Source organism: Vibrio genomosp. F6, from assembly GCF_005146325.1.
Classification (GTDB): domain Bacteria; phylum Pseudomonadota; class Gammaproteobacteria; order Enterobacterales; family Vibrionaceae; genus Vibrio; species Vibrio cortegadensis.
Genome location: NZ_SYUT01000019.1, coordinates 22,342 through 38,473, shown reverse-complemented (window position 1 = coordinate 38,473; position 16,132 = coordinate 22,342). Strand labels below are relative to the sequence as shown.

Here is a 16,132-nt window from a genome sequence, read left to right as displayed (position 1 = left end):
GTAGCTGAGTTAGAGAATTGAAATCAGCCACCTTACTAAAAAGTTTTTAATATTATTTATTTTAGGAGATCCACTATGCCTGTAACTAACTTAGCTGAACTAGATGCTCTAGTATCACGCGTTAAAGCAGCACAAGAAGAGTTCGCAACGTTCTCACAAGAGAAGGTAGACGCTATCTTTCGTGCAGCTTCTCTAGCAGCTAACCATGCTCGTATTCCTCTAGCGCAACAAGCGGTAGCAGAATCTGGAATGGGTATTGTTGAAGACAAAGTAATCAAAAACCACTTTGCATCTGAATTCATCTACAACAAATATAAAGATGAAAAAACATGTGGCATTTTAGAAGAAGATGACAACCTAGGTACGATGACAATCGCTGAACCTGTAGGCATCATCTGTGGTATCGTTCCAACAACGAACCCAACATCTACAGCAATCTTCAAATCTCTAATCTCACTTAAAACTCGTAACGGCATCATCTTCTCGCCACACCCACGTGCTAAAAACTCTACTAACGACGCAGCTAAACTTGTTCTAGATGCAGCAGTAGCAGCAGGCGCTCCAAAAGATATCATCGGCTGGATCGACCAACCATCAGTTGAGCTTTCTAACGCGCTTATGAAGCATGATGGAATTGCTCTTATCCTTGCAACTGGTGGTCCAGGCATGGTTAAAGCTGCATACTCTTCAGGTAAGCCAGCTATCGGTGTTGGTGCGGGTAACGTTCCTGTTGTTATCGATGACACTGCTGACGTTAAACGTGCGGTTGCATCTGTACTTATGTCAAAAACATTCGATAACGGTGTAGTTTGTGCTTCTGAGCAAGCTGTAATTGTTATGGATGAAGTATATGACGAAGTGAAAGAGCGTTTTGCTTCTCACAAAGGTTATGTTCTATCTAAATCTGAAGCAGATAAAGTACGTAAAGTTCTACTTATCGATGGCAACCTAAACGCTAAAATCGTTGGTCAACCTGCAACTGCAATCGCTGAAATGGCGGGTGTTAAAGTTCCAGCTGATACTAAGATTCTTGTTGGTGAAGGCATCGGTGAAGTATCTTACGATGACGAATTTGCTCATGAGAAACTATCTCCAACTCTTGGTATGTTCCGTGCGTCTTCTTTCGAAAACGCAGTAGACCAAGCAGTTAAAATGGTAGAAATCGGCGGTATTGGTCACACATCTGGTCTATACACTAACCAAGACGTGAATGCAGAGCGTATTCGCTACTTCGGTGACAAGATGAAGACAGCACGTATTCTTGTAAACATCCCAACTACCCACGGTGGTATCGGTGACCTTTACAACTTTAACGTTGCGCCATCTCTAACTCTTGGTTGTGGCTCTTGGGGTGGTAACTCTATCTCTGAGAACGTAGGTCCTAAGCACCTAATCAACAAAAAAACTGTTGCTAAGCGAGCTGAAAATATGTTGTGGCATAAACTACCTAAGTCAATCTACTTCCGTCGTGGTAGCCTTCCAATCGCTCTTGGCGACCTAGAAGGTAAAAAACGTGCATTCCTTGTAACTGACCGTTTCCTATTTAACAACGGTTACGCTGACGATGTAGTTAAACTACTTAAAGCTCAAGGTATCGAAGTTCAAGTATTCTTTGATGTAGAAGCGGATCCAACTCTATCTGTAGTAGAGAAAGGTGCTGAAGCAATGAAGAGCTTCCAACCAGACGTAATTCTTGCTCTAGGTGGCGGTTCTCCAATGGATGCAGCTAAAATCATGTGGGTTATGTACGAGCACCCAGAAACGCACTTCGCTGAACTAGCAATGCGCTTCATGGATATCCGTAAACGTATCTACAAGTTCCCTAAAATGGGTAAAAAAGCTGAACTTGTTTGTATCACTACAACTTCAGGTACTGGTTCTGAAGTGACTCCATTTGCCGTTGTTACAGACGACAAAACTGGTGCTAAGTACCCTCTTGCTGATTACGAAATTACGCCAAACATGGCTATCGTTGATGCTAACTTAGTAATGAACATGCCTAAGTCTCTAACAGCATTCGGTGGTTACGATGCCGTAACTCACGCTCTAGAAGCTTACGTATCAGTTCTTGCGAACGAATACTCAGATGGTCAAGCTCTTCAAGCTCTTAAGATGCTTAAAGAATACCTACCATCAAGCTACGCGAATGGTGCAAATGACCCAATCGCTCGTGAAAAAGTTCACAATGCAGCAACTATCGCTGGTGTAGCGTTTGCGAACGCATTCCTAGGTGTGTGTCACTCAATGGCTCACAAAGTTGGTGCAGAGTTCCACGTACCACACGGTCTAGCTAACGCACTGTTAATTTCTAACACTGTACGTTACAACGCGAACGACAACCCAACTAAGCAGACTGCATTCTCTCAATACGACCGTCCGCAAGCACGTCGTCGTTACGCTGAGGTTGCTGACCACCTAGGCCTTAGCCAAGCTGGTGACCGTACTGCTCAGAAGATTGAACGTCTACTAGCATGGTTAGAAGAGTTGAAAGTTGCTCTAGATATCCCGCTATCAATTCAAGCTGCTGGCGTTTCAGAAGCTGACTTCCTAGCGAAACTAGACCAACTATCTGTTGAAGCGTTCGATGACCAATGTACAGGTGCTAACCCACGTTACCCACTAATCAGTGAGTTGAAAGAAGTACTAACAGCTTCTTACTACGGTAAAGCATTTGTTGAAGGCGAAACGTTTGAAGGCACTACAGTAATTAAAAAAACTGAAGAGCCAAAAGCAAAGAAAGCTAAAAAGTAAGATAACGCTTTTATGAGATATTTTCGCTAGCACGTAATATCTCTATCGGGAAAAGACAATGCCCCACCGAAAGGTGGGGCATTTTTTTGTTTGGAATAAAGTGTGGTTCAAAATATTGGCGAAGGGATAGTGCTTGTGATGATATAGTGCTGGTGAAAATATAGTATTGGTGAAGAGATAGTGTCGATGAATAGAATTACACTTCGGCAGAAACCACTCGGCCGCTAAAATATTCATTCGAAACAATATACTCAGTGCTGCGAATCAACTCATCTTGAACTTCAGCCCAGTGTTGATCATCGATTTTTCTTGATAAATGATGAATTGCAGGGACGACCCCTCCAACTCGAATATTGAATGGGGTGAGCTCCTTCGCCCAACTTGTTGTGAAACCAGAGACCATCGATGTCGCACTTTCAACGCCAGAGAAGTCGTGATAATTATCGTGGGAAATTACATTAACAATCACCCCTTTTCTACCTTCTAACCTCATCCTTTCTGCGCTAACTTGCCCAAAACTAAAGAGTGTAGAGGCCATCTCGGAGAGCTGTTCAACAAATGGCTTTGCAGGCTGATTGCTCGTTAACTTAGGCATAGGTGAGCTTGTCCAACAATTCACAAGAACATTGGGAGCTGCATCAAAATGGTTTTGAACCACATCGAGTAAGGTGTGAATGGATTGTTCAGAAGAGCTGGCTATCGGAAAAGGAGCGACATGATCAGAAATCTGCAAGCAGTGATGATAGGTTTCCATTAATGATATTGAATCCTGGTCACAAAGCGCTACCTTTGCCCCCAGCTTGGCAAAATGGGTCGCGAGTGTGCAGCCAAGCCTTGAGCCTGCGGAAGTCACTAATATAATTGAATTTTCTATATCCATAATATTCCACGCGAGAACCGCATCATCCTGATCTATTTGTAAGTGGTAAAGCTAGGATGGTTGAAAAATTAATTAGGTGGTGTGAAAAGCATCAAACATTTTTAGTTAGCCTAAATCTATGCTTTGTTTACTTGGGCTACCTCACAAAAATACCAGCTAAAACATAGCGATTATTATAAATAAGACAAACGCAGGAGGTTGGGATTAGGCTTGTTGCTGAATTTGATACTGGCGACTAGCAAAATTTAGCTGTGCGTAGAGGTCTGTGGGAACTGAAATATCGGGTTTTTCAGATTTTGATTCACGTAAAATACGGCGTTCATGACCTGATAGGTTGTGGTAGACATCTTCAGGGAAGTCCTGAGTATCTTGTGGCATGAACGCTAGAGGCGTCGGGCAGAGGTAGTGGCTGAGTTTGGCACTTGCCATTCCTGCTTCATGAAAATGTTCAGCCTGACGGGCAGAAATCGTGTACGAGTCACTATCAGAACGCAAAGCTTGCGGTTTCGGTACACCAAGTTGATTACGCAGAATAGACTCACTACTGAGCGATTCAGTAACGGTTTCTGCGGGGATGCAGTCTCGCACATCATTGGAGAACATCGACATTATTAAAGCGAAATCAGCACGGCGACCTTGTTCGACAGCATGGCTAATGCCTGTACCGAATTGAAGTTCGTTGATGATTCCAGCTTTATCTAAAGTGTGTAATTGCATGTGACCTCTCGCTTGATAATTACTTAGCGGCAGGAGAGGGAATAACTTTAGGCTCTTATTGCGTTGAAAAGTGAGGATTTATGGGAGGTAAGCATCTGTAGTCATAGGAAAAAGAAAAGCCAGCATCAATGATGCTGGCTTGAATATTCGGTTTAGCTCGTTATCTCAAATAGAGAAATTACTTCGCTAGGTTTTCTTCTACGAAAGACCAGTTTACTAGTGACCAGAATGCAGCCATGTAATCAGGACGTACATTGCGGAAATCGATGTAGTAAGCGTGTTCCCATAGGTCAACAGTAAGCAGTGGTGTCACACCTTCGTCAGTCAGCGGAGTTGCTGCGTTAGACGTGTTAACAATAGCTAGAGAACCGTCAGCGTTTTTCACAAGCCAAGTCCAAGATGAACCGAAGTTGTTGATTGCTGAATCTGTGAATTTCGCTTTGAATTCTTCGAATGAACCAAATGCAGAGTCAATTGCTGCTGCAACTGCACCTGTTGGAGCGCCGCCAGCATTTGGAGCAAGACAGTTCCAGTAGAACGTGTGGTTCCAAATTTGTGCTGCGTTGTTGAAAACACCGCCAGTAGAAGTCTTAACGATTTCTTCTAGAGTTTTGCCTTCAAATTCAGTTCCAGGAATCAGACCATTTAGCTTAACAACGTAAGTGTTGTGGTGTTTACCGTGGTGGAAATCTAGAGTTTCTGCTGAGATATGTGGTTCTAGTGCGTCTTTCGCGTAAGGAAGAGCTGGTAGTTCAAATGACATTGCGAATGTCTCCATATAGTTGAAAGATTGAGTTCTTTCGGTGGCTTCCAATGATTTATTATAGTTATACCGACCCAAATATGAGTTGATTACTTGCATCGGTATTCGTCGAATTCTGACTTGGATTTATTTTAGCAAGTTTTTACTTTATTAAAAGGCATAAATGAAAAATTATTGTAATTGTATTGTTTCTATTACTTACCTCTCATAACCACAAATATTATGTGCTTTTTATTCTTGGCTAATGGGTTAGAATGTTCTTAATGACTGCAGTACATCCATTAAGAGGATCCGATGGAAACTATCGACAAAATCAAACAGCAAATCGAAGAAAACACAGTACTTTTATACATGAAAGGCTCTCCTAAGCTACCTAGCTGTGGCTTTTCTTCACAAGCATCACAAGCATTAATGGCATGTGGTGAGAAATTTGCTTACGTAGATATCCTACAAAACCCAGATATCCGTGCGGAGCTTCCTGCTTATGCACAATGGCCGACTTTCCCTCAACTATGGATTGACGGTGAGCTAATTGGTGGTTGTGATATCATTTTGGAAATGTTCCAAAAAGGTGAACTTCAACCATTAGTAAAAGAAGCTGTGGCTAAAGTTACTGGTGATGAAGAGTAATCGTCTGGATCATTAACTTTCCAGAGTAGTATAAAAGGAGCTAATATAGCTCCTTTTTTGATCTCAAATACGAATGCCTCAAGATTATGAGTGGCGGAGATAGGCGATGAAAGTAAAACTGTATTACGTACACGATCCAATGTGCAGTTGGTGTTGGGGCTATAAGCCAACGTTAGAATTACTCAAGCAGCAATTGCCGAGTAGCATTGAGTTTGAATATTTAATGGGAGGGCTTGCTCCTGACTCTGATGTTCCGATGCCGCTAGAAATGCAGCAGAAATTACAAAGTATTTGGCACCAGATCGAAGAGCAATTAGGCACGGAGTTCAATCATGAGTATTGGACAACATGTCAGCCAGTTAGAACTACTTATCCTGCGTGTCGTGCCGTTATCGCGGCAGGTTTTCAAGATCGCTATCAAGAGATGTTGGAAGCGATTCAACATGCCTATTACTTGCGAGCGATGCCTCCGCACGATGTTGACACTCATCAGCAGTTGGCTGAGGAGTTAGGGTTAGACCTACCGTTATTCATTAATGACCTTAATGGAAAAGTGGTAGAAGAAGAATTCGACGATCAATTAAGCTTATCTCGTAGCCTTGGGGTGCACTCTTACCCAAGCTTAGTTCTTCAGGTGAATGATAGTTACTTCCCAGTTGCAGTTGATTACCAATCTACAGAACCGACATTAAAAGTGATTCGAGAGAAAATTGTCGAACTAGTGTCACTCAATAAGTAAAGCTCAGCAATAAACAATAGATATAAAAAATGCGCTAACTATTTAGCGCATTTTTGATCGGCAGGTGAAACGTATCATTTGCGAATAAAAATGTTTACTCGCCCATGTCGTTTAAAGCACCATTGCCGCAATCCAACCAAAGATGATCAGTGGGATATTATAGTGAATAAAAGTTGGGACAACGGTTTCCCAAATGTGTTCATGTTGTCCATCGGCATTCAAACCAGAGGTCGGGCCTAAGGTTGAGTCGGAAGCTGGTGAACCGGCATCACCAAGAGCGGCAGCTGTACCAACCAGAGCAATGGTCGCCATTGGAGAAAAACCGAAAGCGAGTGCAAGTGGGACGTAAATGGTTGCAAGAATTGGAATCGTCGAGAATGATGAGCCAATTCCCATCGTAACAAGTAGACCAACAATCAACATCAGCAGTGCGGCTAAAGGTTTGTTATCCCCAATACTGGTTGATAGTGCTTGAACCAAAGATTCGACACCACCCGTTTGCTTCATTACTGCGGCGAACCCAGCGGCTGCGATCATAATAAAGCCAATCATTGCCATCATGTGAATGCCTTTGCTAAAGACATCGTGAGTCTCTTTCCAAGCAATGACGCCACCAAAAGTAAATACCATGAAACCAGCTAAAGCACCGATGATCATCGAGCCAGTATAAAGTTGCACAGTTAATGCGACGATAATACCGACTAAGGCAACCAGAATGTGTTTTTTGTTAATCGCTGCAGGCTCGTTATGAACGACGGTTAACTCCGTCTCTTTGTATTCGCGTGGCTTGCGGTAGCTAAAGAAAATAGCGGTCAGTAAACCAAAAATCATACCCATAGCCGGGAGTAACATTGCGGTTGGAACTTGACTCGCCACCACACCGTCTAAGCCATTATCATGCAGGTTTTTCAGCAGAATATTGTTCAGAAAGATCCCGCCGAAACCAATAGGTAGCACCATATATGGCGTGATTAAACCAAATGTCAAAACACAAGCAACAAGGCGACGGTCTAACTTTAGTTTTGCAAATACTGCCAAAAGAGGTGGGATTAAAATTGGAATAAAGGCGATATGCACGGGAATGACATTTTGAGATGACATCGTTACGAGCACAAGAGCAACCAATACAATGTATTTAAGGCCAGTACTGGCAGCGGCATTTTCTTTGCCATGGATATGCTTGATGACGTTTTGAGCCAGTAAATCGGTAATACCTGATTTAGATATGGCGACAGCAAAAGTGCCCAACATGGCGTAGCTAAGAGCGATAGTAGCACCACCGCCTAAGCCACTTTCAAAGGCAGAAACAGCGTCATTAAGACTCATTCCTGAAACCAGTCCACCAATGATGGCACTAAATGTCAATGCAACAACGACATTCACGCGCATCAATGCTAAAACCAGCATGATACATACGGAAATAACAACAGGATTCATATTTTTCTCGGTTAAGTTGTGTTTAGCTCGTCTTTATTAGAGAAGAGTAAAAGTTTTATTGATTTGTTTCGGCCTCTTCAATAAGCGGCCAGCCACCTAAGGCTTTCCATTTATTGACGATGCCGCAGAAGAGTTCAGCTGTTTTTTGAGTATCGTATAGTGCCGAATGCGCTTCTTTATTGTCGAAATCCATCCCTGCAGTTTTACAAGCCTTAGCCAGAACGGTTTGGCCATAGGCGAGGCCACTTAACGCTGCTGTGTCAAAAGTAGCGAAAGGATGGAAAGGGACTCTTTTTAATTTGCAGCGGTTACTTGCTGCATTAACGAAATTTAGGTCGAAAGTAGCATTATGAGCAACCATGATCGCTCGGCTACAATTGGCATCTTTCTGCTCTTTTCGAACTAATTTGTAGATCTCTTTGAGTGCTTCTTGTTCACTGACGGCGCCACGTAAAGGACTAAATGGGTCTCTTATGCCATTAAATTCAAGCGCTTCTTTTTCTAGGTTTGCCCCTTCAAAAGGTTCAACATGGAAGTGAATAGTCGAGGCTGGGTGCAGATCACCATGTTCATCCATTCGTAATGTGATAGCACAAATTTCTAAAAGCGCATCGGTTTCCGCATTGAATCCTGCGGTTTCTACATCAATAACTACTGGAAAATAGCCACGAAAGCGTTTCTTTAGGGTTAGTGCTTCATTTTTTACAGTCATGTTGGCTCAAATCTGGGTAACAGTGCCTGCATTATTGCAGATTCTAACAGTGATAAAAACCAAAGAAATAGAATAATAACCAAAAGATAAATAACTATTTGGCGAGGTTTTTGCATAATTGAAGGTATAAAAATAAACGGCAATATGTCGCCGTGTAGAACCGTAATTGAGAGATATTCGCCCTTATGAATAAATTGGTCGTGACAAGTAGTTTACTGATGTCCGTTTTGGTATCACCTGTTTCTATGGCGATAGAAAAGCGTTATGTAGCGACGCCTCAACAATCTAATTGGGAAATGATAACCAACTCACCGTTGGAGTGCCGTTTGGTTCACCCAATACCAAACTATGGTGATGCAGAGTTTTCATCAGCCGCGGGTAAAAAAATCAATCTCGATTTTGAACTAAAAATGAGACGCCCGATGGGGGAAACTCGCAATGTGAGTCTCATTTCTATGCCTCCTGCATGGAGGCCGGGTGAAAATGCTGATCGAATCACTAACATCAAATTCTTTAAACAATTTGATGGGTATATTGGTGGGCAAACTGCTTGGGGGATTTTGGGGGAATTGGAGAAAGGTCGCTATCCGACTTTCAGTTATCAAGATTGGCAGAGTCGTGATCAGCGAATTGAAGTCGCTTTGTCGTCGGTTTTATTCCAAGCAAAATACAATGTGTTTAGCGATTGTATCAGCAATTTATTGCCTTATTCGTTCGAGGATATTTCGTTTACGATTCTTCATTATGAGCGCGATAGTGACAAATTAAATAAAGCATCACGAAAACGCTTAAGCCAAATTGCAGATTATGTACGATACAATCAAGATATCGACTTGGTTCTTGTGGCGACCTATACCGACTCTAACGGCAGTAAATCTAGCTCTCAGGATTTATCTGAACGTCGTGCAGATTCATTACGCGAATATTTTAAATCGCTGGGATTACCGGAAAATAGAATTCAAGTGCAGGGTTATGGTAAACGTCGTCCAATTGCAGATAATTCATCGCCAATTGGTAAAGATAAAAACCGCCGTGTGGTGATATCTCTAGGACGAACTCAAATCTGATATTAAAAAAATAGGGCAGTGTTGTACTGCCCTATTGCCATTGATAGCGTGTATCATTTATAGCATGTTGGTCACGACTCGTTCGAGCTTACAGGCCAGACGATGCTTGGCTATTCTGAATGAGTTCAATCATGTAACCATCAGGGTCTTTAACAAATGCGATGTGAGTTGACCCACCTTTTACAGGGCCCGCTTCACGAGTGACATTCCCACCCGCCGCTTTAATTGCATCGCAAGTCTTATAAATGTCATCAACACCAATAGCGATATGACCAAATGCACCACCATGATCATACTCAGTTGTGCCCCAGTTATAAGTCAACTCAATCACAGAACCTTGTGACTCGTCTCCATAACCTAGGAAAGCAAGTGTGTATTTATATTCAGTGTTTTCATTTTTACGCAGTAGAGTCATACCCATTACATTGGTGTAAAACTCAATAGATTTGTCTAAATCACCCACACGAAACATTGTGTGAAGAATACGACCGTTTGACATGATTTGCTCCTAGCTATTGTATTTGAAATCGTTTCTCAATTTTTTAGCGCCTTTCTATACGTCAGTTTTCTCTTTAAACTCACATAAATCTTCGATAAGGCAACTGCCACAGCGAGGTTTTCTGGCTATACAAGTATAACGTCCATGAAGAATTAACCAGTGATGAACATCAAGCTTGAACTCTTTCGGTACGACGTTAAGTAACTTGGCTTCAACATCATCCACTGTTTTCCCCATAGCAAACTTGGTGCGGTTAGACACACGGTAAATGTGGGTGTCAACGGCAATGGTCGGCCAACCAAAGGCGGTATTAAGCACAACGTTTGCGGTTTTTCTTCCCACACCAGGTAAAGCTTCCAGTGCTTCACGGTTCTCAGGAATTTCGCCATTATGCTTATCTAACAATAGGCGACAGGTTTTGATGATATTCTCAGCTTTGGAGTTAAAAAGCCCAATCGTCTTTATATATTCTTTTACCCCATCGACACCTAGGTCGAATATCGCTTGAGGAGTATTGGCAACCGGATACAGCTTATCTGTTGCTTTGTTGACACTCACATCGGTTGCTTGAGCGGAAAGAAGAACGGCAATTAAAAGCTCGAAAGGGCTGTTCCAATTGAGTTCTGTTTCTGGCTTCGGATTATTTTCTCGGAGCCGTTTGAGTATTTCAATACGTTTTATTTTGTTCATGTTGGCTGCTTCTAGAGTACGGTTTTATTTATAATTGTTTTTATATGGTATTTATCAATACATGTAAGTATTTGATGTTTTTAGCTCGTCACTCGTGCGCGTTCAATGACGGCTTTTTCTTGTTTTGGCTGCTTGGCTTTATTTCGAGTATCGATTACGTTTTTCAGTGCGATAAGAAAACCAACACCGATGAATGCTCCCGGTGGAAGTAATGCGAGTAGAAAACTGTTATCAAAATGAAAGACTTCAATACGAAGTGATGCGGCCCAGTCACCAAGTAGCAGATCGGCTCCATCAAATAGCGTTCCGTTACCGATGAGTTCGCGCATTGCTCCAAGTAGAACCAGAACGGATGTCATGCCTAACCCCATCCAAAAGCCATCTTGGGCTGACGGTAGAACGGCATTTTTTGACGCGAAGGCTTCTGCTCGGCCAATAATAATGCAATTAGTGACAATCAGAGGGATGAAAATACCAAGTGATAGATATAAGCCATACGCATAGGCGTTCATCAGTAGTTGAACACAAGTGACTAAAGAAGCGATGATCATGACAAAAACTGGAATTCGGACCTCTTTAGGTACGTAATCTCGAACTAATGAGACAATAACATTTGAACCCACTAGAACGAGCAGGGTAGCAATACCTAGCCCAAGAGCATTCGTTACTGTGGATGAAACCGCAAGCAGGGGGCATAGGCCAAGTAACTGAACTAAGGCTGGGTTATTGTCCCATAAACCGTTTTTGATCAGGGTTTTATGATCACTCATCGCTGCCTCCACAGTTAAATGCTTGGTTATATAAAGTATGACTATTTTTGTTTACGTAAGAGACGGTATCTTTAACTGACCCTACAACGGCTCTTGGCGTGATTGTTGCCCCAGTAAATTGATCAAACTGTCCGCCATCTTTCCTTACTTTCCAATCAGACTCATTCTGCTCAGTCAGTTTTTTCCCGGTAAAGCCTAATATCCAGTCCGATACGCGTAGATCGACTTTATCACCTAAGCCGGGAGTTTCCTGATGCGATAAGACTCGTGTCCCAGTAATGCTGCCATCGGCCTTAATGCCAACAATCAGTTTTATAGCACCGTTATATCCGTTAGGGGCAATGGCTTCTATTGCAATAGCGCTCGGCTCGCCATTCAGAGTCGCAATATAAGCGGGCATTGATTGGTTCGTCCCTAAGGCAGGATCGTTTACTAGTGTACATGAACGATACAGTTCATTGTCATGAAGCGCCGGAGGGATCACTTGGTTGAGAACCGATAATAGTTGCGCTTCTTCCTGCTGTTGAATGGCATCTTTAGTTAGATACTGGGTGACAGCGACCAAACCTGTTGATGCGCAGGCAAAGATCGCAAGTGTCAGACCGTTTTTTTTAATCGCGGTTAGCATATGATTCCTTAATGCCCGTATGTTCTAGGTTTTGTGTAGTAATCAATAAGAGGCACGCACATATTAGCTAAGAGTACAGCAAAGGCGACGCCATCAGGAAAACCGCCCCAACTGCGAATGATGAAGACCAAAGCACCAATGAAAGTGCCATAAATGAGCCTACCCTTAATTGTTGTCGAAGCTGATACTGGATCGGTAGCGATAAAAAATGCTCCAAGCATGGTTGCGCCCGATAGTAGATGTAAAATAGGTGATGCCGTTTCTCCTGGCGTAAGCAGCATGAATAAGCTACTGGTAATTACTAGACCACCTAAAAATGCGGCAGGGATATGCCATTGAACCACTCTAAGTTTTATCAAGGCTAACCCACCGACTAAGTACGCTAGGTTAACCCATTCCCATCCTATTCCAGCGATGCCGCTAAATTGTGGTTGCGCCAGTGCTTCACTTGTTGTGTTCCCAGCATGAAGTGCCGTTTTAAAGGCATCCAATGGTGTTGCCATAGTGACGCCATCAATCCCTACACGGATCTGCTGTAGAGATAGCCCTTCAGTATTAAAGCCACTGAATATCAATGAAAAAGCGTTATTAAATGACATGCTGTCAGCGACTAATTGGTCGGGAGCAATCCAACTCGTCATTTGAACTGGGAATGAGATCAATAAAACCACATAAGCCACCATTGCGGGGTTAAATGGGTTTTGACCAATTCCACCATACAAATGTTTTGCAATTACGATGGCAAAAAACAGACCGATAACGATAATCCACCAAGGTGAAAGGGGAGGAATAGCAACGGCAAGTAACCATGCGGTGACTAAGGCACTGTTGTCTCTTAACGCGGAGAGCGGAGATCGTTTTCGAAGTAGCATTACTCCTGCTTCTAGGGTAACAGCGACAGCAATTGCAAGAACCAGTTGAATTAGGGTTCCCCATCCAAAAAAGTAGGTTTGAGCAATTAATCCCGGTAGTGCGCAAATTGCAACCCACTTCATCAAATCGGGTGTGCTACGACGGCTATGCGCGTGTGGCGAGCTGGCAATAAAAAAGGCCATTACTCATTCTCCTCGTTATCTTGCATCTGTTTTGCTTTACGTGCTTTGGCGCGAGCAATGGCTGCTGCGACGGCGGCTTTTTTCGGGTCAACTGCTGGTGTTTGTTCCGTAGTTTCAAGTTCCACGATATCCGCCAGTAAGTTTTTCGTTTTAGATGTTTCTTGAACCGTATCGACATCTGCGTCCAATGTCGGTGTCATTTCTGTTTTTTCCGTTTGTGCTTTGCGCGCTTTCGCACGAGCAATGGTAGCCGCGACAGCTGCTTTTTTCGGATCGGCTGGTGGTGCTTGCTCTGCGACTTCAAGTTCGACTAAGTCAGCCAGTAAATCTTTCTTTTGTAGCGTATCTGAATCGATCTCTGCACCTGAGGCGGTTTTTGTTTCCGATTCTGTTTGTTTCGCTTTACGGGCTTTAGCGCGAGCGATGGCGGCGGCAACGGCCGCTTTTTTAGGATCCGTGGCTGGCGCTTGCTCTGTGGTTTCGACGGCTAGCTCATCGCTTGCTTGAACGGTTTCAGCAGCGTCAACGGTTTCCGATTCCGCTTGCTTTGCTTTGCGGGCTTTAGCGCGAGCGATGGCGGCGGCAACAGCTGCTTTTTTAGGATCAGCGGCTGGCGCTTGCTTTGTGCTTTCGACGGCTAGCTCATCACTTGCTTGAACGGTTTTAACTGCGTCAACGGTTTCCGATTCCGCTTGTTTCGCCTTACGGGCTTTAGCACGAGCGATGGCAGCGGCAACCGCCGCTTTTTTAGGATCAGCGGCTGGCGCTTGTTCTGCACTTTCGACGGCTAGCTCATCACTTGCTTGAACGCTTTTAACAGCGTCAACGGTTTCCGATTCCGCTTGCTTTGCTTTGCGGGCTTTAGCGCGAGCGATGGCGGCGGCAACAGCTGCTTTTTTAGGATCTGCGGCTGGCGCTTGTTCTGCGCTTTCGACGGCTAGATCATCACTTGCTTGAACGGTTTCAGCAGCGTCAACAGTTTCCGATTCTGCTTGTTTTGCTTTACGAGCTTTAGCACGAGCGATGGCGGCAGCTACAGCGTCTTTTTTACTCGGAGCCTCAGAGCTATCAGCGGTGGCTTCTTTGTTTGCTTTTCTCTCTCTTGCCTGACGTTTACGCTCTTCACGTAATTTCATCATCTCTGAATTATCAGGCTCAGATTTACCGTCATTCTGCGCTGCAGCTTGTTTTGCTTTTGTACGGGCAATCGCAGCGGCAACGGCAGGTTTTACGGTTTTTTCTGGTTGTTCTGTGGTTGATTGCTGAGCTTTAACACGAGCAATTGCAGCAGCAATAGCATCATCACCGCCCGTTTTTTTCATCTCTTGGCGACGGTTATCGGCGGCTTTTTTAAATCGGTTCTCTCGTTCTGCTTTATCTCGTTCAAGACGTGCGTTTTTCTCTTCAAAACGAATTCGAGCTCTTTCGGCAGAATCCGCTTCTTGTTTACGAGTCTTTATTTCCGATTTCGCTTGTCGGTAGTATTGCACTAGCGGTATTTCACTCGGGCAAACAAAGGCACAAGCGCCACACTCAATACAATCTTTTAAATTGAGTTCTTCACATTTGTCGTATTCTTCGGCTCTTGCATGCCACTGGAGTTGCTGAGGCAATAAAGAGGCAGGACAAGCTTCCGCACATTGGCTGCATCGAATACACGCCATTTCACGACGATTTGGTGCAATCTCTTTACGAGTTGGAGCTAAAATACAGTTGGTCGTTTTAGTGATTGGTACGATCGCATGAGGGAGAGCGAATCCCATCATCGGCCCGCCCATGATTAAGCGCGGGAATTTTTTATCTGCGCTATAGCCAAACTCATTAAGCAAATCCTGAACAGGTGTGCCAATAAGCGCCCATACATTGCGCTCTTGCTTAAATGTTTTTCCGGTGAGTGTGATGACTCGTTTTATCAGCGGCTCCCCATCAACAACGGCACGTTTTATTGCGTGCAGTGATCCAACGTTTTGAACCAAAATACCAATGTCAGCTGGAATGCTACCTACAGGTACTTCTTTGTTAGTGAGGATCTTAATCAGCTGCTTTTCGCCACCTGAAGGGTACTTCGTTGGAATCACACGAATAACAATATTCTTGTTAATCGCTGCAATTTCTAGCGCTTTAACCGCTTCAGGTTTGTTGTCTTCAATACCAATAATGGTGAGTTCTGGCTTAAGAATCTGCTCAACAATTTCGATACCTTGGATAAGTTCGTCGGCGTGCTCTTGCATCAATTTATCATCAGCAGTGATGTAAGGTTCACATTCAGCAGCATTGATGATCAGAATGTCGGTTTTCGCCAATCCAGATTGAATTTTCTTTGCTGTTGGGAATCCTGCGCCACCCATACCGGAAACACCCGCTTGTCGAATGATCTCAATTAGCTGTTCAGAAGGGAGTTGTGAAAAATCGGGATGAGTCGTTCTCTCAATCCACTCCTCTTTATTGTCCGGTGTGATTACGATACAAAGCTCGGATAAGCCAGAAGGATGAGCGGTGGTTCTTGGTTCAATAGCGGTGATCGTGCCAGATGTTGGAGCGTGAACAGGCAGCATAAAACTCATGGTGTATTTTGTTAAGGCTTGCCCTTTAAGCACTCGGTCGCCCACACTAACAATTAAGTCACCCGCTTTACCTATATGCTGCTTAACCGGTAAAACTAGCTCGCTCGGTATTGAAGCATTTGAAATAGCGTGTTGATTTGATTGCATTTTGTTTTCGGCAGGATGAACGCCACCAGGAAAGTCCCACAGTGCGCCAGTACGAATTTGTTCAATTAATGACAACATACCAA

15 protein-coding genes are annotated in these 16,132 nt (G+C 43.6%); 4 read left to right on the top strand and 11 right to left on the bottom strand.

Going from position 1 to position 16,132, the window contains the following annotated elements:
- Nucleotides 1-75 precede the first annotated feature (75 nt).
- Nucleotides 76-2,751 carry a bifunctional acetaldehyde-CoA/alcohol dehydrogenase gene (adhE, locus tag FCV43_RS05880; protein ID WP_136994278.1) on the top strand — a complete coding sequence of 892 codons (2,676 nt, stop codon included), beginning with the start codon at nt 76-78 and terminating at the stop codon, nt 2,749-2,751.
- 196 nt (nt 2,752-2,947) lie between these two features.
- On the opposite strand, the gene FCV43_RS05875 is transcribed toward adhE, so the two are convergent.
- The 3 genes from FCV43_RS05875 to sodB form a co-directional block, all read right to left on the bottom strand.
- The gene (locus FCV43_RS05875) at nt 2,948-3,631 is read right to left on the bottom strand and encodes an SDR family oxidoreductase (protein WP_029203473.1); all 684 of its coding nucleotides are present in this window, start codon (nt 3,629-3,631) and stop codon (nt 2,948-2,950) included.
- Nucleotides 3,632-3,835: 204 nt separating this feature from the next.
- Complete coding sequence (locus tag FCV43_RS05870) at nt 3,836-4,348, bottom strand: VC2046/SO_2500 family protein (protein WP_017053616.1); 513 nt, start codon at nt 4,346-4,348, stop codon at nt 3,836-3,838.
- A gap of 178 nt (nt 4,349-4,526) precedes the next feature.
- On the bottom strand, nt 4,527-5,111 hold the full coding sequence (gene sodB / locus FCV43_RS05865) for a superoxide dismutase [Fe] (RefSeq protein WP_017053617.1): 585 nt from the start codon (nt 5,109-5,111) through the stop codon (nt 4,527-4,529).
- A gap of 294 nt (nt 5,112-5,405) precedes the next feature.
- Between sodB and FCV43_RS05860 the strand changes: the two genes are divergently transcribed.
- Both FCV43_RS05860 and FCV43_RS05855 read left to right on the top strand, forming a co-directional pair.
- Nucleotides 5,406-5,741, top strand: coding sequence for a Grx4 family monothiol glutaredoxin (locus FCV43_RS05860; protein WP_136994276.1), 336 nt, complete (start codon nt 5,406-5,408; stop codon nt 5,739-5,741).
- 106 nt (nt 5,742-5,847) lie between these two features.
- On the top strand, nt 5,848-6,480 hold the full coding sequence (locus tag FCV43_RS05855; protein WP_017053619.1) for a DsbA family protein: 633 nt from the start codon (nt 5,848-5,850) through the stop codon (nt 6,478-6,480).
- A 111-nt stretch (nt 6,481-6,591) separates the two neighbouring features.
- Here FCV43_RS05855 and FCV43_RS05850 read toward each other — a convergent pair whose 3' ends face one another.
- Both FCV43_RS05850 and rnt read right to left on the bottom strand, forming a co-directional pair.
- The gene (locus FCV43_RS05850) at nt 6,592-7,917 is read right to left on the bottom strand and encodes a Na+/H+ antiporter family protein (RefSeq protein WP_029203475.1); all 1,326 of its coding nucleotides are present in this window, start codon (nt 7,915-7,917) and stop codon (nt 6,592-6,594) included.
- A gap of 55 nt (nt 7,918-7,972) precedes the next feature.
- Entirely contained in the window at nt 7,973-8,629 is a 657-nt protein-coding gene (gene rnt / locus FCV43_RS05845) for a ribonuclease T (RefSeq protein ID WP_136994274.1), read from the bottom strand.
- Between the two features lie 185 nt (nt 8,630-8,814).
- On the opposite strand from rnt, the gene motY reads away from it, so the two are divergent.
- Nucleotides 8,815-9,696 carry a flagellar protein MotY gene (gene motY / locus FCV43_RS05840; RefSeq protein ID WP_136994272.1) on the top strand — a complete coding sequence of 294 codons (882 nt, stop codon included), beginning with the start codon at nt 8,815-8,817 and terminating at the stop codon, nt 9,694-9,696.
- Nucleotides 9,697-9,784: 88 nt separating this feature from the next.
- Here motY and gloA read toward each other — a convergent pair whose 3' ends face one another.
- The 6 genes from gloA to rsxC all read right to left on the bottom strand — a co-directional run bounded on the left by gloA (nt 9,785) and on the right by rsxC (nt 16,127).
- Nucleotides 9,785-10,195: a lactoylglutathione lyase gene (gene gloA / locus FCV43_RS05835; protein ID WP_017053475.1), complete on the bottom strand. Its 411-nt coding sequence runs from the start codon at nt 10,193-10,195 to the stop codon at nt 9,785-9,787.
- Between the two features lie 54 nt (nt 10,196-10,249).
- On the bottom strand, nt 10,250-10,885 hold the full coding sequence (gene nth / locus FCV43_RS05830) for an endonuclease III (RefSeq protein ID WP_136994269.1): 636 nt from the start codon (nt 10,883-10,885) through the stop codon (nt 10,250-10,252).
- Between the two features lie 80 nt (nt 10,886-10,965).
- Complete coding sequence (locus FCV43_RS05825; protein WP_017053477.1) at nt 10,966-11,655, bottom strand: electron transport complex subunit E; 690 nt, start codon at nt 11,653-11,655, stop codon at nt 10,966-10,968.
- Nucleotides 11,648-12,283, bottom strand: a complete 636-nt coding sequence (gene rsxG, locus FCV43_RS05820) for an electron transport complex subunit RsxG (RefSeq protein ID WP_017053478.1) — start codon at nt 12,281-12,283, stop codon at nt 11,648-11,650. Before rsxG ends, FCV43_RS05825 begins: the two co-directional genes overlap by 8 nt.
- An 8-nt stretch (nt 12,284-12,291) precedes the next feature.
- Nucleotides 12,292-13,338, bottom strand: a complete 1,047-nt coding sequence (gene rsxD / locus FCV43_RS05815; RefSeq protein ID WP_136994267.1) for an electron transport complex subunit RsxD — start codon at nt 13,336-13,338, stop codon at nt 12,292-12,294.
- Nucleotides 13,338-16,127, bottom strand: a complete 2,790-nt coding sequence (gene rsxC / locus FCV43_RS05810; protein ID WP_136994265.1) for an electron transport complex subunit RsxC — start codon at nt 16,125-16,127, stop codon at nt 13,338-13,340. The genes rsxD and rsxC overlap by 1 nt, the downstream gene beginning before the upstream one ends.
- Between the last annotated feature and the right edge of the window lie 5 nt (nt 16,128-16,132).